Raw genomic sequence first — 24,916 nt, 5'->3', positions numbered from 1 at the left:
CGACCTAAACGCCTCCATCGTCTAGTGGCCCAGGACTCGGGATTTTCATTCCCGCAACAGCGGTTCGAAACCGCTTGGAGGTATAAGAGAAGCTCAACCGAAAGGTTGGGCTTTTCTTGTTTTACAACCGCCCCTAGTTTTATAACCGCAAAAAAAGGGCCCGCCTTACGGCGAGCCCAGAGCACACGAAGATCTTTCCCGCGAAAAATTCGCGCGACACCTCCCATAATTAGAAGAACACCTTCACAATCAAAGAACCCACAATAGTGGAAACGATAACGCTGGTCATGCCCGGCAGCATAAAGCTGTGGTTCAGCAGGTACTTACCGATTACCGTAGTGCCGGAACGGTCGAAGTTCACGGTGGCAATGTCGGAAGGATAGTTGGGAATGAAGAAGTAGCCGTATACGCTGGGGAGCACGCCCAAGAGCACCGCACCTTCGATACCCAGACTGTACGCCAGCGGAAGCATGGCCACCACCACGGCGCCCTGAGAGTTGATCAGCACAGACACCGCAAAGAAGGCCAGGGCAATCGCCCAGGGATAATGCTGAACAATATCCTTCAGGCCGCCCTGCATCACATCCATGTAGTTGGCGAAGTAAGTATCAGCCAGCCAGGCGATACCGTAGATAGCCACCACAGCCACCATGCCAGACTGCCAAACGGCTCCAGCCACAGCCTTCTTGGGTTCAGCCTTACAGAAGATAATCATGAAGGCGGCTGCAGAAATCATCACAATCTGAATGATCAAGTTCATGCCCATGGGCTTCACCTGAGCCACGCCATCCACTACCTTGCCGGTGGGGAAAGCGGGACGAATGTCATGGCCCGCAATCTGGAACACAGAGAACATCACAATCACAGCCAAAGCAGCCAGGAAGATAAACACGGAACGCTTTGCTTCCTTGGAAACAGCCTTGTCCAGCACAGAAGCGGTGTTGCCGTACATGTATTCACGCTGCTGAGGGTCCTTCAGCTTCGCCTGGAAAGCGGGATCCTTGTCCAGATCGAGACCGCGCTTGTAGCTAACGGCAGCGGCTGCCATCAAACCGCAAAGGCAAGCAGGAATGGTTACCGCAATCACCTGCAAGTTGTTGATTTCAAAACCGTTGGCGTTGGAAATCACCACGAAAGAAGCCACGGCGGCCGCAATGGGAGAGCAAGTAATACCCACCTGGGAAGCCACAGATGCCACGGCGCAGGGACGTTCCGGACGGATACCCTTCTTCAGGGAAATATCGCAGATAATGGGCATGAGGGTGTAAACCACATGGCCGGTACCCACGAGAACCGTGAGGAAGAAAGTGCAAAGCGGAGCCAGGAAGATAATCTGGTTAGGGTGTTTACGCAGAAGTCTTTCCGCTAACTGGATTAACCAATCCATACCGCCCGCAGCCTGCATAATACCGGCGCAGGTCACAGCCGCGATAATGATGTAGATAACATCGGTAGGCGGCTTACCCGGCTGCATACCAAAGCCCAGCACCAAGATGGCAAGGCCAATACCAGAAATTGCACCCAAGGCAAGGCTACCATAACGTGAACCCACGTAAAGAGCAGCCAGCACAATCAAGAGCTGAATAATCATTACAGCCATAATCCCTCCGCTTTTTCAAAAGCAACCAGAAAAAAAGTTATCAGTACGATAACATTTTTCTATTGAAATTACTCTAAAGTTTTGAAAAAAGAACGGGGAGCGCCAAATAAATTATCAAAAAGAAAATCAAGCCTTTTTGTACATATTCAGCGTTTTCTTTAGCAAGGGAATATCGATGGGTTTGGCCAAGTGACCGTTCATGCCGGCGTCCCTGGACTTTTTCACATCTTCTGCAAATGCATTGGCAGACAAGGCCACAATGGGAATTTCAGCACCTTCCTTCTTAGCAGAAAGACGGATTTTCCTGGCAGCCCCAAAACCATCCAGCACAGGCATCATCAAGTCCATCAGAATCAAGTCCAGTTCGTTCTGGCCAGCGCTTTCAAAGACCCGCACCGCTTCTTCGCCATCTCTAGCGCTAGTCACCACCACGCCCATGTCTTCCAGGATTCGGCGGGCAATTTCCAGATTCAAGTCGTTGTCTTCCACCAGCAAGACCTTCATACCATCCAAGGATTCGCTTTCCGCACCTTCAGTGAGGCAAACACGAGAACTCTGATCAACCTTGAAGGGAATCGTCACAGCAACGTGAGTTCCAACGCCCTCTGTACTACGGACCGTAACCCGGCCATTCATCTTTTCCACAAGGGCCTTTACAATCGCCATGCCCATACCGGAGCCCCGATAAGTGCTTCGGGCATCATTACGTTCCTGGGTAAAAGGTTCAAACATCCGTTCAAGGAATTCCTTACTCATACCGATACCCGAATCCACCACGTGGAAACAGTAGGTCAAGACATCCGACGTCTCATTCACGATTTCGGAATAACAGTCTACGGAACCGCCCTTCTTGTTAAACTTAATGGCATTGGTCAAAATGTTCAGGAATACCTGACGGACATGGAGCGGGCTCCCCAGCAAATGGGGACATTTTACACTCAACGCACCATCATATCTAACGACAACATCATTTTCATCAGCACGGAGATTGGCAATAGAACGAACTTCACCAAGAACCTGCTGAAGATCAAAAGGCTCTTCCAACAGTTGAGTTTCGGCGTCATCGAACTCGCACATATCCAGCACATCGTTCAACAACGACAGCAAATGATTGGCGGCGTTCTTCGCCTTCCTGCGGCCTTCCGCCCGCTCTTCCGGACTTTGTTCCTTACGGTCAGCAACTTCAAGCAGACCGATAATTCCATTCAAAGGCGTGCGGATATCATGAGACATCCTGGCCAGGAACTTGGACTTGACCTCACTTCCCCGCTCCGCTTTTCGGAGGGCGTCCTTCAGCTGAACCTTGTAAGCTTCTTCCCTAGCCACTTCTTCGTTAATGGAACGAACAACCCACAGAACATGGGAGCACCGACCATTCTTGTCTCGACTGATGACAACAAATAGACCTTCACACCAACCCGCATTCAAACCCTTAAAATGGATACCAATGGAATCGCGGTTAGCTAGGCGGCCAGCCAAGGTATGAATGTTCGTAAAATCGAGAAATTCCTGGACCTGTTCCGGCGCCACCGTCGTCTGGCAAATGGCCCTGAACTTTTCCATGGACTCACCCATCTGACCGATGACGTTGGAAATATAATCTCGGGTAGAATCGCCCAGTTCGCGGAAATGCCCCGTAGAAAGGTCAATATCATAGGCACAGAAGTAAACCTTGGCCAAGGTACTGATAATGGAATTACGGAAAATTTCGGTATCCAACAATTTGTCCACGTTCTGGAAACCCGCAATAATCTCGGAGGATCCCTCGATTTTTACGTACTTGTACTGGAAGTAATGAATATCTCCATTTTCAACCACGCGGTAGGTGCCCACATAGTTTTCATGATCCTTGAGATAGGCAAGGACCTTCTCCTTTTCCATGGCCTTGTACATCATTTCGCGATCTTCCGAGAAGACGCGGTCTTCAATGTAGTGAGCCCACATGGCATCATACGGGAACTTGTTTTCAGCCCCAAGGTCGCTACGGACCATGAAGCCGTCCTGCTTGACAATGGAGATCTCATCTTTGTCAGGATTCCAAAGGTACACATAACGGAAATCCTGGCTTAAGGCAGTAACGAAGTTCAGCTGACGTTCCTGAGCCAGTTTCTCTTGAGAAAGATCGACTCCATAGATAACCGCTTCCAGATGACCGTTGATGGGGTTCATCATATAGCGGACGCAAGCACGGTACGGAATAATTTCATCGTCCCTAAAACATTCCATCTCCCGTTCGAAGGACATCTTGCCCTCTTCATAATGCCGGATCAAGGAAGCACAAGCAAAATCCTTGAGGTAAGCTATACGGGAAACCTGCTTGGGGATATTACAGGAAAGTATTTCCACAATGGAATCTACTGTCGTGGATTCCTGACGCGAAGCCATCCAGGACTTAAGCCCCTCGATGTAACCGTCCTCGCCATCTACCCCCAGGACCGCATTGCCGGTAAGGTCCAAATGAAAAACCACATCGGTATTGGGAATGGAATCCTTCAGCAATTTAAGCTGATCTACATACTGTTTTTCGGTACGGCGAATGGAGGTTACGTCAGCAACATACTCAACAAAAACCTTCCGGCCATCCAGCTCCTTGTATTCAACCTTGGTATTATAAACTCGGTCACCAAGATTCACATCGGCATTTAGGGAATCGCGTTTTTCTGACTTGCGGAGGGGGCAAAAAGGGCACTGACTATCCAGGCCCATCATATACTTGAAACAAGGCACCCCCTTATAGGGAGTTTCACCCTGTTTTGCATAATCTCGGGCCATCTTATTCGCATAAACCACAGAAAACGATTCTGCATCGCAAACCAGGACCAGACGATCAGAGCCGTCCAAAACAGATTCAAGCAATTCAACACCGCTAGACATCAATCACATCCGCCTTAATCAGCCTCACAAAAGGCCCAAAATACTACGAAAATCTTACGAAGCGCAAATATAATACAATGTGAGGCAAAACGGTAAATTTGTACGAAAAAAAATTTTTATGCAACACCCTTGACTAATTCAGATACTTTCCTATATTTGGTCGCACCTAAACGCCTCCATCGTCTAGTGGCCCAGGACTCGGGATTTTCATTCCCGCAACAGCGGTTCGAAACCGCTTGGAGGTATACAAAAACACCGCTCACTTGAGTGGTGTTTTTTGTATACCCCCCCCGTTCCACGGGAACTACGGTTGGAAATTCATTTTTTTTCAAAAATAAACCGTACCAGTAATCAAAAATCAAGCTCCACAACAACAATCATACGGTCTAATTCAGGAAAGACATCTTCTTCAACCGTAATTTCCCAACAAAAAAAGAAAGAACCCCACCGGATTCTTTCTTTTTTCTGCGACGCTCGGCTCTTAATAGTTCTCAGCGTTGACTTCGAAGTAGGACTGGGGGTGAGCGCAAGTGGGGCAGACTTCGGGAGCCTTGGTACCCACGACGATATGACCGCAGTTGCGGCATTCCCAAACCTTGACTTCGCTCTTTTCGAACACGGCGGAAGTTTCCACATTCTTGAGAAGTGCGCGGTAGCGTTCTTCGTGATGCTTTTCAATAGCTGCTACCAGGCGGAACTTCTTTGCAAGGGCGGCGAAACCTTCAGCTTCGGCAGTCTTTGCGAATTCTTCGTACATGTCGGTCCATTCGTAGTTTTCACCGTCGGCAGCAGCCTTCAGGTTTTCTGCGGTGTCACCGATGCCGCCCAATTCCTTGAACCACATCTTGGCATGTTCCTTTTCGTTTTCTGCAGTCTTCAGGAACAGAGCTGCGATCTGTTCGAAACCATCCTTCTTTGCGCGGGATGCAAAGTAAGTGTACTTGTTACGAGCCTGGGATTCGCCTGCAAATGCAGCTTCGAGGTTCTTTTCGGTCTGGGTACCAGCGTACTTATTAGCCATCGTGTCTCCTTGAATTGAGGTTAAAACGTTACTGAAACAATATACAATGTTTTTTTTAGAAAAAACAGTTCGCCTACGGCTCTCGCGAAGTCAAGCGAACCCTCTTAATCGAGGGCTCGACTCCCGATCGTCTATAGAATAAAAGACGCCCCACCTGGGGGCGTCTTTTATTCAAAGGAGAGAGAGGGATTCGAACCCTCGGTCCTATTACAGACTCCGGTTTTCGAGGCCGGCTCAATCGACCACTCTGACATCTCTCCGACGTAAGGCGCAATGTAGTATAATTTCTCTGCTTTGTCTATTAAGGTTCCTTTACAGGTGGCCGTTTTTAGCGGCGGTCCATTCGACCCTTAGAGCAGGTCCAATTAGCTACATCATCAGCCGTTGGCCAGAGCTTCCTCCACTTCCTTTCGCAAGGGGATCGAGGGTACGGCGCCGGGGCGGCTTACCGCAATGGCGGAAGCGCGGGCGCTCATGCGGAGAGCCTGAGCAATGGGCATGCCTTCTGCGAGACCTGCCAGGAAATAGCCGGTAAAAGTATCGCCTGCAGCGGTAGTATCCACTGCCTTCACGGGGAAGATAGGCTGGAACACCTTCTGGTCACCATCGCTATACACGGCACCGTCCTTGCCCAGGGTCAGCACAATGCGGGCCTTGGGGAAACGCTTGCGCATTTCAGCCAGAATTTCATCCGGGTCCGTCTTGCCGGTCACCTGATTGCCTTCCACCTCGTTCAGCAAGAAGATGCTGATCTTGGTCATATCCACCGCATCCAGCTTTTCGTTGAATGGGGACGGATTCAAGGCGATCTGCATTCCCTTTTCGTAAGCCTTGTCCACGATGTAGGGCAAAAGGTTCACTTCGTTCTGCAGCAACAGAATGTCGCCGGCAGCAAAGTGGCCGAGAACGCCATCCACATATTCCTGAGTCAGACGCTGGTTTGCACCACCATACAGCAAGATACTGTTCTGGGCGTTCTTGTCAATCTGGATGATGGTATGGCCAGTTTGATCATCGACTTTAGCAATGAATTCCCCATGAACACCATACTCTTTACAAGCGTCCAGGAAGGGCTGACCATCTTCACCAATCATACCGCCCTGATAAACTTCAACGCCAGCCTTAGCAAGAGCAACAGACTGATTCATACCCTTGCCGCCCAGGTAATGCTTGACGGCTCCGGTAGCTTCAGTTTCGCCCGGCAGGATAATGTGGTCCACGCTATAGACGTGGTCAAGGTTCATGGATCCGATATTTAGAACTTTCATGATACCTTCCTACTTACCTGCATTTTCAGCAGTGACCAAAGTGACCTTCACCGGGATGTTCTTTTCTACAACCTTGCCGTTGGCGATGTCCATGGCAGTACGGACAGCAGTTTCGCCAATCAGTGCGGGCTGCTGAGCGATGGTTGCAGCCATACGGCCAGCCTTAATGGCTTCAACAGCGTCGTCGGTTGCATCAAAGCCAACGACCATCACCTTCTTGCCTGCACCGCTGCTAGCTTCTACGGCTCCCAGAGCCATTTCGTCGTTAGCGGCAAAGACTGCAGCAATCTTGCCATTAGCCTGGAGCATATTTTCCATGACGCTCATGCCTTCGGTACGGTTGAAGTTTGCGGTCTGAGAGGCAGCCACTTTTAGTTTCTTATCGGCAATGTTGTGGAAACCCTTACCGCGATCGATAGCGGCAGAGGAACCCAGAGTACCCTGAAGTTCAGCGGTAATAACGCCTTCACCCAGCTTGTCTACGATGTACTGGGTAGCCAATTCTGCACCGGCAACGTTATCGGATGCAATCTGGCAATCCACTTCCACACCGTTGATGGCGCGGTCCACGCTAATGACCTTTACGCCCTTGGACTTGGCCACCTTTACGGCACCGGTCAGAGCATCGGAATCCACAGCGTTCACGATAAGGATGCTAACGTTCTTGCTGATCAAATCTTCAATGTCGCTAACCTGCTTGGAAACATTGTCACCAGCGTCAACCACAGTGAGGGCAAGCTTCAATTCAGCAGCAGTCTTCTTGGCTCCTTCAACCAGAGTAACGAAGAAGGGATTGTTCAGAGTAGAAACAGACAGACCGATGGTACCGCTGAAGCTGGGCTTATCGGCATTCAACTTGTCTGCATTTTCAGCAGTAACCAAGGTGACCTTCACCGGAATGTTCTTTTCGATGGACTTGCCGTTGTTCAGATCCACTGCAGCACGAACAGCAGTTTCACCAATCAGGCCAGGCTGCTGAGCGATGGTTGCAGCCATGCGGCCAGCCTTGATAGCTTCTACAGCATCGTCGGTTGCATCAAAGCCAACCACCATCACCTTCTTGCCTGCACCGCTGCTAGCTTCAACGGCACCCAGAGCCATTTCGTCATTGGCAGCGAATACGGCAGCAATGTTGCCGTTGGCCTGGAGCATATTTTCCATAACGCTCATGCCTTCGGTACGGTTAAAGTTTGCAGTCTGGGATGCGACCACATTCAACTTTGCATCGGCAATGTTGTGGAAACCCTTACCGCGATCAATAGCAGCAGAAGAACCCATGGTGCCCTGCAGTTCTGCAGTCACAACACCTTCGCCAAGCTTGTCTACGATATATTGGGTTGCAAGTTCTGCACCGGCAACGTTATCAGAAGCAATCTGGCAATCCACTTCCACGCCGTTGATGGCGCGGTCCACGCTAATGACCTTCACGCCCTTGGACTTGGCAGCCTTTACAGCACCAGTCAAGGCGTCAGAGTCTACAGCGTTCACAATCAGGATGCTGACATTCTTACTGACCAAGTCTTCGATGTCGCTCACCTGCTTGGATACATTATCACCAGCATCCACCACAGTAATGTTGGCATTCAGTTCCACGGCAGCCTTCTTGGCGCCTTCCACAAGAGTCACGAAGAAAGGATTGTTCAGAGTAGAAACAGACAAGCCGATTGCGCCCTTGGAATCAACTTTCTGGGCAGTAGTCTTTTCTTCACCGTCAATGACAATAGAACATGCAGCCATCATCACAGACACAAAAGAAGCGAAAAGTAAAGCAAAAATTCTTTTCATGATTCAAATCTCCTTATCTCTTACGATCAGCAAGCACAGCAACCAAGATTACTACAGCCTTGATCACGTTCTGATAGTAGGAAGTGACACCCAAGATGTTCAAGCCGTTGTTCAAAACAGCAATGATCAGAACACCTGCAATTGTACCGGTAATTCTTCCGCGGCCGCCATTCATACTGGTACCACCAAGGGCAACAGCAGCGATGGCATCCAGTTCATAACCGCTACCCATAATAGGCTGTGCGGAGTCCACACGGCTAATCATGATCAGACCGGCCAATGCGCTGAGGAAACCGGAAATACCATAGACACTCATCTTCACGCGATCGATGTTCACGCCAGAAAGTGCGGCGCACTTGGCGTTAGAACCGGTAGCGTAAAGGCGGCGACCGAAAGTGGTATGCTTCAGCAAGAAATAGAAGATTCCAAAGGAGGCCAACAGGATCAAGATAGGAATAGGAATTTTAATAGCCGGCAAGAAATCGCAGACCACATTACCCTTACCCAGAGCCTTGAACAAAAGGCTATCACCAGAACTTTCTGCCAGGCGGGAAATGGGCTTACCATCGGTAAGGATCATGGCGAGGCCACGATAAGCCGTCATGGTAATAAGGGTTGCAATGAACGGTTGCAAACGACCCTTGGTCACCAAAAGACCACTAATCAAGCCGAGAGCCACACCCACCAGCAATGCTACGGGAACCGCAACAATGACAGGTACGCCATGGCCAATCATTTCGGCACAGACAATGGCGCTCAAGGCAAAGGTAGAACCCACAGAAAGGTCGATACCGCCACTGAGAATGACACAGGTCATACCGAAGGCAATCAAGCCGTTAAAGGAAGCCTGACGCAACAAGTTCAGGAAGTTACCCGGCTGGCGGAATTCGGGGCTAATGGAGCTAATGACCACCACCAGAATAGCAAGCGCTATAAAGACGCCATATTCCGATAAAAAAGCACCTAGATTCTTATTTTCCTTTTTCATTAGATTTTACCTCCTGTAGCAAGAGTCATAATTTTTTCCTGATCCGCATCGGCACCATTAATAATGCCAGTCACATGTCCTTCGTGAACCACCATAATGCGGTCACTCATGCCCAGAACTTCGGGCAATTCAGAAGACACCATGATAACGGCGACGCCCTTGGCGGCCATATCATTGATTACGTTGTAAATTTCCTTCTTGGCGCCGATATCCACGCCGCGAGTGGGTTCATCCAGAATGAGGATCTTGGGATCCGTATAAATCCACTTGGCAAGAACCACCTTCTGCTGGTTACCACCGCTCAAGTTACCGCATTCATGCTGAGGGCCGAAACAGCGGATGCGGAATTCCTCGATACCGCGCTTCACAAGGCTGGACTGCTTTGCAGAATCCAGAACACCCTTCTTGGAAACGATTCCCAAGTTGGTCAGTTCGATGTTTTCAGCAATGCACTTTTCCAGCAGCAGGCCTTCGGTCTTACGGTCTTCAGTAATAAAGCCGATACCCGCTTCAATAGCCTGACGCGGATTGCGAATGAATACTTCCTTACCGTTGATAAAGACCTTGCCGGACACCGTAGGCATATTGCCGAAAACGGCATGCATAATCTCGGTACGGCCAGCACCCATAAGGCCCGACACGCCAAGCACTTCGCCGGCACGGACATTAAAGCTTACGTCGCGGAACAGCTTTTCATGAGTAAGGCCTTCCACGCGGAGCACTTCACCGCCGATGGCGTTATCGCGCTTGGGGAAACGTTCACCGATTTCACGGCCGATCATCATCTTCACCACGTCATCCATGGTGATATCCTTGATGTACTTGGTATCGATATAGGTACCATCGCGGAGGATGGTGATACGGTCGCACAATTCAAAGATTTCTTCCATGCGGTGAGAAACGTAGACGATAGAGACACCCTTCTTGCGCAGGGAATTGATGACCTCAAACAGGACTTCAGTTTCGCTCTGGGTAAGGGCAGCCGTAGGTTCGTCCATAATCAGGACCTTGGCATCCACCATAAGGGCCTTACAGATTTCCACCATCTGCTGCTGGCCCACAGACAAGTCGCTCATGACCGCATCCACGGGAATATGGACTCCCATGCGGTCCATGATTTCCTGGGCCTTAGCGCGCATGGCCTTCTTGTCGCAGATACCAAAGCGCTTGGTAATTTCGCGACCCATGAACAGGTTTTCTTCAACCGTCAGGTCAAACAGAACGTTCAATTCCTGGTAAATAAAAACGATACCCGCCTCTTCGGCTTCCTTGGGACTGTGGTAGGTCACTTCCTTGCCATCCACAATCACGGTACCGGAATCGCGGGTATACACGCCCGTCAGGATCTTCATCAAGGTCGACTTTCCGGCCCCGTTTTCACCCATCAAGGCGTGGATTTCACCGTCTTTCAGGAAGAAGCCGGCATCCTTCAATACCTGGTTGCTTCCAAAAGACTTGTTAATGCCTTTCATTTCAACATGCATAGAGTATTACGATCCTCCTATCAGGCGAAAATGCACCCGGATTGCAAAATTATGTTGGCATAAGGAGTAGTTTCCCCAGTTCTAATTACAGCCTTGCAAGTCTGGGTGCGTGCCTTCAGTTTCGTATGAGGTACATATTCCACTTCAACACCCTTTAACAGTTGCAGCACCTGACCCTCAACCTGGGGATTCTTGGTCTTGATTTCTTCGGCCAAGACGATTTTTTCCACCTTCATATCCTTCACCACTTCGGTCAAGGTCTGCATAAAGGTGGGTACGCCAAAAGCCAGAGCCAGGTCGATACGCTCTGTTTCGTCGGGAATGGGCAGGCCACAGTCGCCAATGCAAATGCAGTCCGTATGGCCCAAATACCCTAAAACTCGGGAAATTTCACTATTTAAAATTCCATTTCGCTTCATTAATTGGTCCCTTCTTTCCTTTTACGTTTTGTTTCTAACTTATTTTAATATTACACAAAGGGGCAGAAAGCAAGACCCGAATATATTCCATATTGGAATATGTGCTTTTTATAACCTTTGATTTTCCAATACACATTTCTACCTTTGTGCCCACATTTGAGTTAGGTGACCTAACGAACTTCAGGTTTTTTGAGTGCGAGTGCACTTCGGGGCTTATTTTAAACGCTTTACAGCGACGAGATGACGCGGCATGGGCCGCAGATGAAGTTTACGGGTCCCCGAAGGTGATTTATGAAGAATCCTGAAAAGCAGGGTGCGGAAGATCGCATCCCCGAAGAAACTATTGACTCCAAATCCAAGATTGCCCGCGAAGCCGATGCCTTTTTGGCATCCATTGCTGGTGGGGCCGACGAAGACGAAGCTGACGAAGCCGCTTTTTTGGCATTGAATCCCGATGGAATCGTCATCGATGATGATTGCAACATCGTAAAGGCTGGCGCAGAAGCCAAGGCAAATGTTGGTGAATCTATTGAATTCGTCGACGAAGAACAGCAAACTACGGAACAAGAGCAAGAAGAAAACATCGAAACCGTCGAAGAATCCGCAGACGAAAATGATTCCGCAGACAAAAACGATTCCACAGAGGACGAAGACGAAGAACTGAGCGACGAAACCGAAGGTGACGAAGCACTGGTCACTTTCGAGGACCTGGACTTGGCTCCCGCCGTTCTGGACGCCATCAAGGCCATGAACTATGTGACCCCCTCCCCCATTCAGGTGAAGGCTATTCCCGCACTGCTTCAGGGCGGAAACCTCCTGGGTACGGCACAGACAGGTACCGGTAAGACAGCCGCCTTCTCCCTGCCCCTGCTTTCCCGCCTGGAATTCAACGGTCACGAAACCTCTATGCTGGTGCTGACTCCTACCCGCGAATTGGCCATCCAGGTCGCCGAAGCCATCCAGCAGTATTCCGTAAACCTGCCCAAGGTCCATGTGGTTCCCGTTTACGGTGGTCAGGATATCGCCGTGCAGATCCGCGCCCTCAAGCGCCAGGCCAACATCATCGTTGCCACTCCGGGCCGTCTTATTGACCATATCAAGCGCGGCACCATCACCCTGGGCGGCGTGAAGGCTATCGTCCTGGACGAAGCTGACGAAATGCTGGACATGGGTTTCGAAGAAGATGTCGAAACCATCCTGAAGGAAATTCCCGCAAGCGCACAGCGCGCCCTCTTTAGCGCCACCATGCCCAAGAAGGTGAAGGCCATTATCGACAAGTACCTGGGCGAATACGATGAGGCTTGCATCGAAAGCAAGACCACCACCGTTGAAAACATTCGCCAGCGTTACCTGATGGTAAAGAACGAGCACAAGGTCGAAGCCTTGGCCCGCGTCCTGGAAGGCGAAGAATTTGACGGCGTGCTGATCTTTGTGCGCACCAAGCAGAACACCACCGAAGTGGCCGAAAAGCTGGAAAGCCGCGGCTTTACCGTCGCCCCGCTGAATGGCGACTTGGCCCAGTCCATGCGCGAACGCACCATCAACCGTTTAAAGATGGGCAAGCTGGATATCGTGGTGGCTACCGACGTGGCCGCCCGCGGTATCGACGTGGACCGCATTTCCCTGGTGGTGAACTACGACATTCCTTTTGACACGGAATCCTACGTACACCGCATTGGACGTACAGGTCGTGCAGGCCGTAGCGGCGACGCCATCCTCTTCATCACTCCCCGCGAAAAGCGCATGCTGAAGATTATCGAACGGGCCACCCGCCAGCCCATCGACGTGATGGAAATGCCCACCGGCGAAATCATCAGCCAGAAACGCGTGGCCGCCTTCAAGGAAAAGGTGAACAGCGTCTTGAGCTACGGCGAACTGGACAAGTTCAAGACTTTGGTCCGCGAGATGGTAGCAGCCGGCTGCAATAAGACCAACGGCGTTGAAAACGAAGATGGATCCGTTACCGAAATCACCGCCGAAGACGTAGCCGCCGCCATCATCAAAATGTACCAGAAGAAGCAGCCCCTGTTCCCGGAATTGCAGCCCCTGGACGCTCCCCGCGAAGCACGCCGTGAAAAGGCCCGCCGCGAACGTGACGACTTTGGCGTAGGCATGAACGGCGAAGAAAAGCAGCGTCTGCGCAAAGAACGTAAGGAAGGCAATAACGGCGTTGAAGAAGGTTACCTGCGTTACTACATGGGCGTGGGCCGCATCGACCACGTTACCCCCCGCGACATCGTAGGCGCCATCGCCGGCGAAGCAAACATCAGCAGCTCCATCATCGGCCGCATCAAGCTCTTCGACAAGTTCAGCACCGTTGAACTGCCCGAAGACACTAGCCAGGAAGTTCTTGACATTCTGGCAGGCATCACCATCCGCGGAAACGACGCCCGCTTCCGTCTGATGACAGACGAACCTCCTACCGGCCCCGCTCCGGGAACTCGCCCCCGCGAAGGACGCAGCTTCCACCGTGAAGGCCGCGGCGGTTTTGGCCGAGGCAATCGTGAAGAACGCCGTGGCGGATTCCGCAAGGAACGTGAAGGTCGCGGTTTCGGTGTCGATCACGGCGAACGCGGAGACCGCAAGTTTGCAGGCAACCGCGAAGAACGCCGTCGTGAAAAGTTCGGCGAAAAGCCTTTCCGCAAGGACCATGACGAACGCGACTTCGGCGACAAGCCCTTCCGCAAGACCCGCCGCTTCGGAAGACATTAATACGGCAAGTTCGCAATCAACCAACGCGATTTTAAACGGCTCGCTAAATGCGAGCCGTTTTCGTTTGCATAAACCATTCTGTAAAAATTTTAGCGGAACATTTTTCTTATACTTTCGCCATGACTTCCACCATCGTTACATTGCTCGCCATCATTTTGCTTTTGGCCTTCGTATTTTTCAAGACAAAGGCAGCCAAGCCTAAACCAGGGCAGTTCCATAATGATGGTCGCCGCAAGACTTTCAAGGACTTCCAGAAGGAACAGTTGGAAAATGATCCCGACGGAGTCTACGGCGAAGCGGCCACTTTCAAGACACTGACCAGCATTTGCAACGACGACGGACGCAAATTCGTGCTGATGAAAAACCTGTACATTCCAAGCCACGGCGGTACCACCGAAATCGACGCCCTGCTCTTGCACCAGTCCGGCATCTACGTGCTAGAAACCAAGAACATCTCCGGTGAAATTACCGGCACTCTGGAAGAGGAACGTTGGCACCAGCGCCTGAACGCCCGCACCACCCACACCTTCCACAACCCCATCCAGCAAAACGCCGGACACATCCGCGCCCTCCGACATTTTCTGAAAGAGAACTTTTCCAAAAGCGATCTGAACGTTGACGAGCTTCCCGTCTTTTCAGCCATCGTCTTCAGCGACCGCTGCGTTCTCAAGGGAATCCCAACCTCCCCAAAGGTTAGCGGTTCTTCACTAGACGTAAACTGGATCATCCTCCATATTTTTCAATTGCAAAAAAAGCTGTCTAACATCATAAAGAACCAAAAGACAATTCTCGAAACAGAACAGCTTGAAAGCCTATACTGGAAACTGAAACCCTGCGCCATGGCAAACGAAAAGACCAAGGCAGAACACAGGGCCTACATCCAGTCAAAACACCGCTAATTTATATGAAGCAGATTATCAAAGAGACAAAGCTTTCTAACGGCGTTGTGGTCATGACCGACTACATGCCCCATGCCTATTCCGTAACCGTTGGCGCCTGGTTCCCCCGGGGCAGCCGACACGAAGCCAAGGGCGAATTTGGTTTGAGTCATTTTTATGAACATCTGGTTTTTAAGGGTACCGAAAATCGTACCGCCCTTGAAATCGCCCGTGCCATCGAAGACCGCGGCGGAAATCTGGAAGCCTACACCACTCGCCAGGAAACCGGCTTTTACGCCAACGTAGAAAGTGGCGACTTGGCTCTCGCCATCGACGTCATCGCCGACATGCTCATGAATCCCCGCTTCGAAAAGAAGGAAATGGAAAAGGAACGGAAAGTCATCATCGAGGAAGTCCACAGCTACGATGACATTCCCGAAGAACTTGTAGGCGACGTTTTTAACGCCATCCATTTTAAGGGTTGCGGTATCGCCCATTCCATTACCGGCACCGTCAAGGAAGTCAAGGAACTGACCCACAAGCAGATGCTGACTTATCGCGACCAAGTCATTAATGAATTGCCCATTTACGTCTGCGCCGCAGGCAAGGTGAACCACGACGCATTAGTGGAACTCTGCCTGCAGAAATTCGCCCGCAAGAAATCCGGCGGGATCGCACCCGCCAACATCTACAAATCCAACCAGAGCGTAAAGGTGGTGCAGAAGCAGGACATCACCCAGTCCAATCTTTTCTGGGGCATGAGTTTCGACAAGAGCCGCATGGACGAAAAAGGTCGCTGCGCCCTTTCCATTTTTAATGTGGCCATGGGCGCAGGCATGGCCAGCAGACTTTTCCAGAAGATCCGCGAAGACAAGGGCCTTGCCTATTCCGTCTATTCCACCGCCGACATCTACCGCGACTGCGTGGACTGGGGAGTGGCCCTGGCAACAGAACCAAAGCAGTTGAAATTGGCGCTGGAATTGAGCGTCAAGGAAACGAAAAAATTCCTAAAGCAAGGCTTCATGAAAGACGAACTGGAACGGACAAAAGCCAACATTTTGGGCGGCATGCACTTGGGTGCAGACAATCCCGAAAAGCGAGCCATCCGCATGGCGGAACAGATTCTGCACCTGGGCGAATTCCACACCATGGAACACTCCGAAAAGATCATCCGGGATTTGACCGCCGAAGATGTGACGGGCCTCACAAACGACCTGTTCGCAAACGCCAAATACTCCGCCGCCGTGGTCGAACCCAAGAGCAAGAAGAAGTCAGAAATCACAACAGATTTTTTCTAGGCCCTCAAAACGCCCCACAAGAATCTATATTAAAAATGTATGGATTCAACCCTGTCGTGCATATATGTGGTTAACATCTTCGGTGCAGTACTTCTGGCCGTTGTTGCCGCAGGTAACGTCTGGAAGCTTCCCCGCAAGAATCTGGAGAACACGTCTCTCCTGGTCATGCTGATCCTCGGATTCCTGAATTGCCTTATCGACCCCATTGTTTTCACATCGGAAGGTCGCCCCGGAGCCCTCGCAAAATTCATCAACATCTATGGCAACGGTTGGCTCTACGGATCCAACATGTATTGCTCTACCCTGTGGTTCGTCTTCCTTTCGCAACACATTTGTGGAGGCGTATCAAGGATTCACTCCAAGATTCTGAAAACCGTCGTGGGGCTTGGAACGTTGGGCGTACTCATCAACTTTTTCTGCCCGTTCATTTTTTCCATCGATGGCAACAACCACTACCACAGAATGTGGGGCTATTGGATTTACACCGTTATCGACTACGGCATCACCATGGACAGCATCGTGGTCTACTTCTGGAGCCGCAGGCGTAACGGTATCCTGAAGTACTTCCCCATCTGGGTGTATTTCTTCCCGCTGATGATTGGCACTTTTGCCCAGACCCTGTTCTACGGCATTTCCACCATTTCGGCAGGCTTGGCCGTTTCTATTGCCGGCATCTTCTCTAGCCTGCAGAACGAACTCATCTTCCGCGACCGACTGACGGGCCTATACAACCGCGTGTACCTGGACCGCCACATGAACGTCTTCTCACGAAAACGTAGAACCGTCATGACCGGTCTGATGCTGGACCTGAACTCCTTCAAGAAGATCAACGACGACTTCGGCCATTCCGTTGGCGACCGCGCCCTGATCGCCATGGCCGACATCCTCCAGAGGACCATCCACGACGAAGGGGTCGCCATCCGCTATGCCGGCGACGAATTTATCGTGCTGTTGAACACGGCGGACCAAGAAAAGGCAGACGGCCTCATCCGCGAAATCCATTACCGCATCGAAAAGTTCAACAACAATTCCAAGGCCCCCTTCAAACTCTCCACCTCCATCGGAAAGGGACTGCTCGATCTGAAAAAGGGAACGATGGACGAGTTCATCAACACCATCGACCGAGAGATGTACGAAAACAAGAAGGCCTATTATGCGGTTCACTCAGAAAATGACCGCAGACTGAGATAGTACATTAAGAAAGAACGTCTGCCAGGTACTTCAGACAAAGTACGTTCATTCAAAGTACGTCCGCCGTGTGCGCCAGACAAAGTACGGCCCGGCCGGGGCAGACTACACAAAAAAATACCCCACTCCGGAGAGCGGGGTAAATTTCTCGCTAGATGATGCTAGAGCGAATTTAGACTTGCGTCTAAATTATGCAGCCTTAACAGCGTCCACGACCTTGGCGAAGGATGCAGGATCTGCAACTGCCATATCAGCGAGAACCTTACGGTTCATCTTGATGTTAGCCTTGGAGAGCTTGTAAATGAACTGGCTATAGCTGATGCCGTATTCACGAACTGCAGCGTTCAGACGAGTGATCCACAGAGAGCGGAAGTCACCCTTCTTGTCGCGGCGGTGTGCGTAGGCATACTGACCGGCGTGAGCAACTGCGTCAATAGCAAGGCGAATGTTGGACTTGCGACGACCGTAGAAGCCCTTAGCGGCTTTGAGGATATTTTTGCGGCGTTCGCGGGAAGGAACTCTGGATTTTGCGCGGGGCATTCTTACACTCCTTATGCTACTACAAGCAGACGCTTGACGTGATACATGTCGACCTTCTTAATGAGAGCGCCCTTACGCAGGTTACGCTTACGCTTAGTGGTCATCTTGGTTTGAATGTGGCGCATACCAGCGCGCTTGAACTTGACGTGGCCGGAGCCGGTCAGGCGGAAGCGCTTCTTGGAACCGCTGTGAGTTTTCATCTTAGGCATTTTTACCTCGTTAGGTTATTAAGTTAAGCCTCACCTGCTGCCATGGGCTCGGTTACGGGCTTCGGTGCATCCTGCTGCTTTTTGGCGGCAGCGGCACCACGCTTAGGACCATAGATAGAAAGCATAGTATTGCCTTCGACTCTAGAGTCCATTTCAAGGTCGCCAAAGGCGGCCAAGTCTTCTTTTGCACGTTCCATGAGACGCTTGCCATAATCCATATGGGCCATTTCGCGACCGCGGAACTGCATGATAAGCTTCACCTTCATGCCATCCTGAAGGAATTCACCTGCCTGCTTGATGCGGTACTGGTAGTCGTTTTCGGCGGTCTTGGGGTGCATCTTGATTTCTTTCAGCTTCACCACATGCTGCTTGGCCTTGGCGGCCTTAGCCTTCTTGACCTGCTCGAACTTGTACTTACCGTAGTTGATGATCTTGCATACGGGGGGCTTAGCATTGGGAGACACTTCCACCAGGTCCAGACCGGCGTCCTTAGCCATCTGCAAAGCCTTGTGGGTTTCGATGATGATGGCTTCGCCTTCTTCCTTCACAAGACGGATGGGGGAAATACGGATGTCTTCGTTGATGCGGGTGCCGTCGCTCTGACGGTTGGGCATCTGACGGCCACGGGGGGGTTGTAAAGCCAAGTTAAGCTACCTCAGGTAAATTGTTTAAGTGGCGTAAATTTAACATTTTTTTTGAAAAATTACAATACTTTTTTATTTACCCCTTTAAAATCGGGTGTTTTTTTGTATAATTGAGCACAAATTGCGGCGGTAGCTCAATGGTAGAGCTTTAGCCTTCCAAGCTAATGGTTGCCGGTTCGATCCCGGTCCGCCGCTTTTACAAAAAGGCCCCTTCCTCTGGAAGGGACCTTTTTTAGCACCCTCCCCCAACCCCCTCCTCAAAGGAGGGGGACTTTTTTGCTGGACGAACCCGATCTTAGCACCCTCCCCCAACCCCCTCCTCAAAGGAGGGGGACTTTTTTGCTGGACGAACCCGATCTTAGCACCCTCCCCCAACCCCCTCCTCGATGGATGTTTTGGGTCCATTTGGCGATGGTTACTAACCAGACCCTCTAGTCATCGGCGTTTAGTTAGTAAAAATTACTTTGTCCACAACCATTTTACTAACCAAATTCCATTTTTCAGGGAGCTTGGTTAGTAAAGGTATCTCTTTATCTGGATCTTTTCCATAAAAACTACTATCCAATCCAGCATTTACCCGAAGATTAGCTAGTAACCGGAAGCAAGAAACATTTTCAAACGTCCAAAATATTGTAATCCAACGCCGTTTTTCTACATTTGCACTTGTAAAATTTTGCCGCCACGGAGGCACCTATGTTTTTTGAGCAGGCTATTGCAAACTGCGTCCCCAATTACACCCGCGAAGCCGATTCCGCCCACGGCGAATCTTTGGCCATGTTCGACTACAAGGACGAACTGAAAATCAAGAATCAGGCCATCAAGGAATTCTGGGACGTGAACCGTCTGGCAGGCAATCCGCAGAACGTCATCGCAAGCCCCATGCCCCGCGGTTACCGCACCACCAGTAAGCGACGCGTGGCCATGGTCCCGGGCAACCTGCAGTTCGACCGCCAGGAATCCATGCTGGAACCGGAAGAACACAACAAGATTTACGACCTGCTTTTCGAAAAGCTGATCACTCCGGCTTACAAGCCCCTGGCCTATGCCTTGAACTGGATTATCATCCGTGGTACTTACCGCTACCGCGTGGTCATTTTTAACATCAAGAAAATCGACGCCACCATCGTCCGCAAACTGAAGCAGATTTCCGAAGTGCTGCAGAAGAGCGAACTGAATGTAACCGCCGCCCACGCCTATGTAGACACCACGGAATCCGACTACTATCTGGAAGCCAAGCGCCCCACGGAAGGTCTGAATTTCAAGCAGCTTTACGGACCCCGCGAGCTGGCTCTGAACCTAGGTCATTTCAGCCTGAAGTACCCTGTCACCGGATTCAGCCAGATTAACGAAAGCCAGATCCACAACTTGATCAAGGCCGCCAGCCGAATGCTGAGCCTTACCAAGGAAGACAAGTTCCTGGATTTGTACTGCGGCTACGGTCTGTTCAGTTTCGCCCTGGGCGAAGCCGCCAAGTCTGTGCTGGGCGTCGAATGGGAAGGTCCTTCCATCGAAACCGCCAAGGCCAGCGCCCGCTACCTGAAGAAGAACTACAAGTTTATCGCAGGCAAGATCGACGAAGATTTCGTGCAGTTGCGCCTGCCCCGCGTTGTGCCCGGTGAACCGGAAAAGATTCTGCTGGACCCGCCCCGCAAGGGTTGCGAACCGGGCGTCATTCACGCTCTCGCCATGCGTAAGCCCATCCGCGTGTGCCACGTTTTCTGCGGCACCGACGAAATCCCCGCCGCCCTCAAGGAATGGGAACGTTACGGCTACCGCGTCCGCGAAGTGCAGCCCCTGGACTTGTTCCCGGGAACTCCCCATCTCGAAACTATCGTGATGCTGGAGAAGAAGTAGTTAGTGGTTAGTAGGAAGTAGACAGTAGACGGTTGACGGTGGGTTGTGGGCTGTTGCTGACGGTTCAGTTGAACAATAAAAAAGTGATGCGCGAAAAATGACGGATAATGAACAGAAACCAGCTCTTTGGACGCGCCCATTTGTAACGTGTTCCGCAGCCAACTTTCTTCTATTCTTCAGCTTTTACCAGCTGTTGCCGGTTCTGCCGTTGTACATCTTTGAAAAATTCCAGACGGACAATTCTACCGCAGGAATCATCATTTCGCTGTACACTATCGGCGCCCTCTGCTGTAGGCCCTTCGCGGGCTTCCTGGTAGATAGCCTCAATCGCAAGCCGCTGTATTTCTGGACCTTCTTTGCATTCACCTTGTGCTTTGTGGGCTACTGGGCTCTGGGACTTTTGCCCCTGCTTGCAGTGGTCCGTTTCATGCACGGCGTGTTCTTCGGAATTTCTACCACGGCAAGTAACACCGTCGCCATTGACGCACTTCCTAGCAGCCGCCGCGGTGAAGGCATCGGCTACTTCGGCATTAGCGTGAACCTGGCTTTTGCCACAGGTCCCATGACCGGCATGTTCCTTTACGAAGGTCTCGGAAGCAACGTGGTTTTCGCCATTTCAGTGGCCCTTTGCGTAATAGGCCTCATCCTGGTAAAGACGCTTCCCGTAAAGCCTCGCCCCAAGGTAAAACGTCCGCCCCTTTCCCTGGACCGCTTTTTCTTGACCCGCGCCTTTCCTCAATTCCTGAATTTCATTTTCGTAGGATTCGCCTACGGTCCCGTCACCAACTACATCGCTCTTTATGCAAAGGAACAAGGCATCGGCGGAAGCGGCTGGTTCTACGCCCTGATTGCAGCCGGCCTCATTATAAACCGCGTTCTTACCGGTCGCCTGATCGACAAAGGATGGCTTACCCGCCTGGTGGGCATGGGCATGACCTTGAACGTGGCGGCCTACTTACTGCTTTCCTTCTGCGGCACTTTGGGACCTATGATTCCCGGTGGAACGACCTTGCTGTTCTTTGCATCGGCTTTGATGATTGGTACAAGCCTGGGACTTATTTTTCCGGGATATCAGACTATGTGCGTCAACCTGGCAAGACACGATCAACGAGGTACAGCCAATAGCACATACCTGAGCGCCTGGGATATTGGAATCGGGGCAGGCATTCTAACAGGTGGATCCATGGCACAGCATTTCGGGATGCACCAGCAAGTATTCCTGGCATGCAGCGCCGCGCTGTTCGTCGCCGACATCATGTACCTAAGCTACACCAGCAAATACTACACAAGGGAAATGAGCAAGGAGAAAGGTTAAAGCGTAAAAGGTTAAAGGGAGATATGAGTCGTGTGTTAAAGTAAGGCGACTCTGGCGCGATTATCTGGCTCATCGCTCAAGGCTCAAAACTCTCCGCTGAAAGGAGCCGCAGGCTCCGAGCTCACACCTCGTACCTCATACCTATTTTTTCATATCTTATATCTCATAATCTGATATCTATAGTCTAGGGTTCTTTTATGAAAAATCGTCTTTTAAAAATTTCCTTGCCGGCGTTCGCCTTGGCTTTTGCATTCACCGCTTGCAACAAGCAGGAAGTGAAGTCTGAAAACACTTCCGAAGTCAAAGCAACAGAATCCGCAGAAACTTCCGTAGCAAATGAAAACACAACAGCCCCGGAAGCTCGTGCCGTGACCAAGACCATCACATTGGCAGACGGTTCCACAGTCACCTGGATCCAGGACAACGCAGGCGAAAAGCTGAACCCTCGCGACCTGTTCAGCGATGCCAGCGATTCTCTCTACAACAGTTTGAATCTCCCTAACGGCATTCCCGCCACGGTTAGCACTTACCTCCTGAAGTCCCAAGGGGAATACGTCCTCTTCGACGCAGGTCTGGGAGCATTCGGCGGACAGATGCTGAACCACTTGCAAGAACTGAACATCAGCCCCGATTCCATCACCAAGATTTACCTGACCCACTTGCACGTGGACCACATCAACGGTCTCGTGAACAAGACCGACACCGGTTTTGAAAAAGTCTTCAAGAACGCCGCCGTCTATGTGGGCCAAGTTGAAAAGGACGCCTGGTTCAACGACATCAAGGACAACGGTCTTGCCGTCGGCATTCTGAACACATACAGCGACAGCCTCAAGCTCTTCGCCTTTGGCGACACTCTGCCCCACAACGTCATCGCCATGGACGCCGTGGGTCACACGCCCGGCCACACCGTTTTCCAGAAATCCGACTTGCTGATTATCGGTGACCTGATGCACGGTTACGCTTTACAGAAGGACCATCCCGAAATCAATTCCAATTACGACATGGACAAGGAAAAGTCCATCGAAGCCCGCAAGCGAATTCTCGCCTACGCCAAGCAGAACAACCTGACCATGGCCGGCATGCACCTTCCCCCGCCGGGATTTGCAAAGTAAGGTTCACGATGAAACCCTGGAAACTTCTTGATACGGAATACCTGGTAAACGCCCCCTGGCTAAAAGTGGCCAAGGAAAAATGCGAACTGCCTAACGGAAAAGTCATCGACGATTTCTACACATTGTGGCAGCCCGATTGGGTTTTGATTCTGGCACGTACCGCAGACGGTAAGTGGGTCATGACAGAACAGTACCGCCACGGCACAGGGAAAATCGCATTGGAATTTCCTGCAGGAATCATCGACAAGAATGAAACTCCCGAAGAAGCCGCCCTCCGCGAGCTGCAGGAAGAATGCGGTTACGGAGTCACCAGCGCAGCTAATAAGCAAGTGCCTTTATACCTGGGTTCATATCCGGTGAACCCGGATCGTCACCGTGGAAAGTTCCATGTGGTATTCATCGACGGCGTAATCCGAGCAGGCGAAACCCACTTCGACGAAACCGAAGAAATAGAATCCTCCGAATTTTCTGACGAAGAACTGCAGGCCAAAATGCTTGACGGAACATTCAATCACCCGCTGCAGATGGCGGGTTACCTCAAGTGGAAACTGAGCCAGAAGTGATCGAACTCGCCTCACGAAAACTGCAGTTACCCATTCTCGTTCTCGGTTTGAACGGTGTTCCGGGCTACGCCCTTTTCAGGCACTTCAACAAACTTTTTGGCGGCACCGACGAAAGCGACGGCACCAGCGGAACAATCCATCCGGCCCCCCGTCACCCTGATGCAGCGGCACCACTAATCGGCATCCGGCCCATCAAGCATCCCTGCGTTTTTGGATCCGATGTAGTAGCCATCGACGCCGAAGATACCGCAAGCCTCACCCGCCTTTTCGAAAAGCATCAGTTCAAGACGGTCATTGACGCCAGTGGAAACTGCGCCCTAAAGGCCTGCGAATGCGACACACCCCGAAGCCATCTGCTGAACTGCGAACAGGGTGTAGATGCCGCCCAGCTGGCCGCCGATTACAACTGCACCTTCGTAAGAATTTCAACGGACATGGTCTGGAGTGGCAGCGAAGAAACTGCCCAACTCCGCCCCTACAAAGACGACGCGCCCAAGGATCCTATCCACAATTACGGCAAACACCAGCTGGAAGCAGAAATCGAAATCCAGCGGATCAAGCCCGATGCCGTAATGCTTCGCGTGCCACTGCCTATGGATTACGCCCCCGGCGGTTGCGCTGGAGCCATCGACTGGATCAGCTACCGTTTTAGACCGGGTCGCCCTGCCACCCTCTATACCGACGAATACCGCAGACCCATCTACGGAAACGACATGTGTCGCGTGGTGCAGTACATTCTGGAACACGAATTCCCTGCAGGGATTTACAACTGTGGCGGCCCCCGCCGAGTCACCCTTTATAACGCAGGCCAGTTGGTCAACGCCATCGGAGGTTACCCCGAAGAACTGCTTCATGGTTGTCCCCGAATTGATGCAGGACCCATGCCCCCGCGCGTAGGCGACCTGGACATCGACAGCAGCAAACTTTACAGTCTTCTTCCAGAAGGCTTTATCCGCCCCTGGCCTTTTGACGACGCCATAGTTCCCACAGGCTGGGATTGGCACAAGACTTTTGGCAGAAACTGCCCCGACAAGCACCGAGTCGGCAGCGAAGAAGCCATTTATAGACTTTTGGTCATTGGTGAAAAATTGGACTTTTAGGGCATTTTTCGTCAAAAATCAGTTTTTTCGTGCTTTCTAAACCAGTTTGTTTGTTTTTGTTTAT

General features: G+C 51.2%; 20 protein-coding genes, 4 tRNA genes and 1 pseudogene. 12 read left to right on the top strand and 13 right to left on the bottom strand.

The features are described from left to right. Positions 1-10: 10 nt before the first annotated feature. A tRNA-Glu gene (locus MMG03_RS08870) sits at positions 11-83 on the top strand. Positions 84-229: 146 nt separating this feature from the next. Here MMG03_RS08870 and MMG03_RS08865 read toward each other — a convergent pair. Together MMG03_RS08865 and MMG03_RS08860 are read right to left on the bottom strand one after the other, a co-directional pair. After that, positions 230-1,600, bottom strand: a complete 1,371-nt coding sequence (locus MMG03_RS08865; RefSeq protein ID WP_073158862.1) for an anaerobic C4-dicarboxylate transporter — start codon at positions 1,598-1,600, stop codon at positions 230-232. Between the two features lie 126 nt (positions 1,601-1,726). Next, positions 1,727-4,474 carry an ATP-binding protein gene (locus MMG03_RS08860; protein WP_249506124.1) on the bottom strand — a complete coding sequence of 916 codons (2,748 nt, stop codon included), beginning with the start codon at positions 4,472-4,474 and terminating at the stop codon, positions 1,727-1,729. A 172-nt stretch (positions 4,475-4,646) separates the two neighbouring features. Between MMG03_RS08860 and MMG03_RS08855 the strand changes: the two genes are divergently transcribed. After that, positions 4,647-4,719, top strand: a tRNA-Glu gene (locus tag MMG03_RS08855). Positions 4,720-4,955: 236 nt separating this feature from the next. Here MMG03_RS08855 and rbr read toward each other — a convergent pair. From rbr to rbsD, 8 genes and pseudogenes are all read right to left on the bottom strand, one after another. Further along, complete coding sequence (gene rbr, locus MMG03_RS08850; protein ID WP_073158858.1) at positions 4,956-5,495, bottom strand: rubrerythrin; 540 nt, start codon at positions 5,493-5,495, stop codon at positions 4,956-4,958. A 175-nt stretch (positions 5,496-5,670) separates the two neighbouring features. Next, a tRNA-Ser gene (locus tag MMG03_RS08845) sits at positions 5,671-5,755 on the bottom strand. 117 nt (positions 5,756-5,872) lie between these two features. After that, complete coding sequence (locus tag MMG03_RS08840; protein WP_073234523.1) at positions 5,873-6,763, bottom strand: ribokinase; 891 nt, start codon at positions 6,761-6,763, stop codon at positions 5,873-5,875. A 9-nt stretch (positions 6,764-6,772) separates the two neighbouring features. After that, on the bottom strand, positions 6,773-7,645 hold the full coding sequence (locus MMG03_RS16120; RefSeq protein ID WP_346348710.1) for a substrate-binding domain-containing protein: 873 nt from the start codon (positions 7,643-7,645) through the stop codon (positions 6,773-6,775). Continuing rightward, positions 7,640-8,548, bottom strand: a pseudogene (locus MMG03_RS16115) (substrate-binding domain-containing protein); the annotation flags it as partial. The gene MMG03_RS16120 and the pseudogene MMG03_RS16115, both read right to left, overlap by 6 nt. Positions 8,549-8,561: 13 nt before the next feature. Next, positions 8,562-9,536 (bottom strand): ABC transporter permease, encoded by a 975-nt coding sequence (locus tag MMG03_RS08830; protein WP_073158854.1) that lies wholly within the window; start codon positions 9,534-9,536, stop codon positions 8,562-8,564. After that, a complete protein-coding gene (locus tag MMG03_RS08825; RefSeq protein WP_249506123.1) occupies positions 9,536-11,020 on the bottom strand; it encodes a sugar ABC transporter ATP-binding protein in 1,485 nt (494 codons plus the stop codon). The genes MMG03_RS08830 and MMG03_RS08825 overlap by 1 nt, the downstream gene beginning before the upstream one ends. Before the next feature lie 20 nt (positions 11,021-11,040). After that, positions 11,041-11,439, bottom strand: coding sequence for a D-ribose pyranase (gene rbsD, locus MMG03_RS08820; RefSeq protein ID WP_073158851.1), 399 nt, complete (start codon positions 11,437-11,439; stop codon positions 11,041-11,043). Positions 11,440-11,730: 291 nt separating this feature from the next. Here rbsD and MMG03_RS08815 point away from each other — a divergent pair, with 291 nt between their 5' ends. The 4 genes from MMG03_RS08815 (at position 11,731) to MMG03_RS08800 (ending at position 17,518) form a co-directional block, all read left to right on the top strand. Next, positions 11,731-14,151 carry a DEAD/DEAH box helicase gene (locus MMG03_RS08815; RefSeq protein ID WP_088658879.1) on the top strand — a complete coding sequence of 807 codons (2,421 nt, stop codon included), beginning with the start codon at positions 11,731-11,733 and terminating at the stop codon, positions 14,149-14,151. A 119-nt stretch (positions 14,152-14,270) separates the two neighbouring features. Next, positions 14,271-15,050, top strand: a complete 780-nt coding sequence (locus tag MMG03_RS08810; RefSeq protein WP_073285337.1) for a nuclease-related domain-containing protein — start codon at positions 14,271-14,273, stop codon at positions 15,048-15,050. 5 nt (positions 15,051-15,055) lie between these two features. Continuing rightward, positions 15,056-16,327, top strand: a complete 1,272-nt coding sequence (locus MMG03_RS08805; RefSeq protein WP_249506122.1) for a pitrilysin family protein — start codon at positions 15,056-15,058, stop codon at positions 16,325-16,327. Positions 16,328-16,366: 39 nt separating this feature from the next. Next, positions 16,367-17,518, top strand: coding sequence for a GGDEF domain-containing protein (locus MMG03_RS08800; protein WP_073285342.1), 1,152 nt, complete (start codon positions 16,367-16,369; stop codon positions 17,516-17,518). Positions 17,519-17,704: 186 nt separating this feature from the next. Here the strand turns inward: MMG03_RS08800 and rplT are convergent, their stop codons facing one another. From rplT to infC, 3 genes are read right to left on the bottom strand one after another with little or no spacing between them, the layout of a single operon-like run. Next, positions 17,705-18,055 (bottom strand): 50S ribosomal protein L20, encoded by a 351-nt coding sequence (rplT, locus tag MMG03_RS08795; protein WP_073158843.1) that lies wholly within the window; start codon positions 18,053-18,055, stop codon positions 17,705-17,707. Between the two features lie 11 nt (positions 18,056-18,066). Continuing rightward, positions 18,067-18,264 (bottom strand): 50S ribosomal protein L35, encoded by a 198-nt coding sequence (rpmI, locus tag MMG03_RS08790; protein WP_073158842.1) that lies wholly within the window; start codon positions 18,262-18,264, stop codon positions 18,067-18,069. 23 nt (positions 18,265-18,287) lie between these two features. Continuing rightward, complete coding sequence (gene infC / locus MMG03_RS08785) at positions 18,288-18,908, bottom strand: translation initiation factor IF-3 (RefSeq protein WP_249269383.1); 621 nt, start codon at positions 18,906-18,908, stop codon at positions 18,288-18,290. Between the two features lie 123 nt (positions 18,909-19,031). Between infC and MMG03_RS08780 the strand changes: the two genes are divergently transcribed. The 6 genes from MMG03_RS08780 (at position 19,032) to MMG03_RS08755 (ending at position 24,852) form a co-directional block, all read left to right on the top strand. Further along, positions 19,032-19,103: transfer RNA gene (locus tag MMG03_RS08780), tRNA-Gly, on the top strand. 498 nt (positions 19,104-19,601) lie between these two features. After that, positions 19,602-20,762: a class I SAM-dependent RNA methyltransferase gene (locus MMG03_RS08775; RefSeq protein WP_073158837.1), complete on the top strand. Its 1,161-nt coding sequence runs from the start codon at positions 19,602-19,604 to the stop codon at positions 20,760-20,762. 97 nt (positions 20,763-20,859) lie between these two features. Beyond that, positions 20,860-22,077 (top strand): MFS transporter, encoded by a 1,218-nt coding sequence (locus tag MMG03_RS08770; protein ID WP_088665981.1) that lies wholly within the window; start codon positions 20,860-20,862, stop codon positions 22,075-22,077. A gap of 197 nt (positions 22,078-22,274) precedes the next feature. After that, on the top strand, positions 22,275-23,189 hold the full coding sequence (locus tag MMG03_RS08765; protein WP_073158833.1) for an MBL fold metallo-hydrolase: 915 nt from the start codon (positions 22,275-22,277) through the stop codon (positions 23,187-23,189). Positions 23,190-23,197: 8 nt separating this feature from the next. Further along, complete coding sequence (locus MMG03_RS08760) at positions 23,198-23,752, top strand: NUDIX hydrolase (RefSeq protein ID WP_073158831.1); 555 nt, start codon at positions 23,198-23,200, stop codon at positions 23,750-23,752. Beyond that, complete coding sequence (locus MMG03_RS08755) at positions 23,749-24,852, top strand: sugar nucleotide-binding protein (RefSeq protein WP_249506120.1); 1,104 nt, start codon at positions 23,749-23,751, stop codon at positions 24,850-24,852. The genes MMG03_RS08760 and MMG03_RS08755 overlap by 4 nt, the downstream gene beginning before the upstream one ends. The last annotated feature ends 64 nt before the right edge of the window (positions 24,853-24,916 follow it).

The sequence above is a fragment of the Fibrobacter sp. HC4 genome (assembly GCF_023373925.1).
In the GTDB taxonomy this organism is placed as follows: Bacteria; Fibrobacterota; Fibrobacteria; order Fibrobacterales; family Fibrobacteraceae; genus Fibrobacter.
Note: the sequence above shows the minus strand (reverse complement) of the source record. Positions and strands in the feature narration are given on the sequence as shown.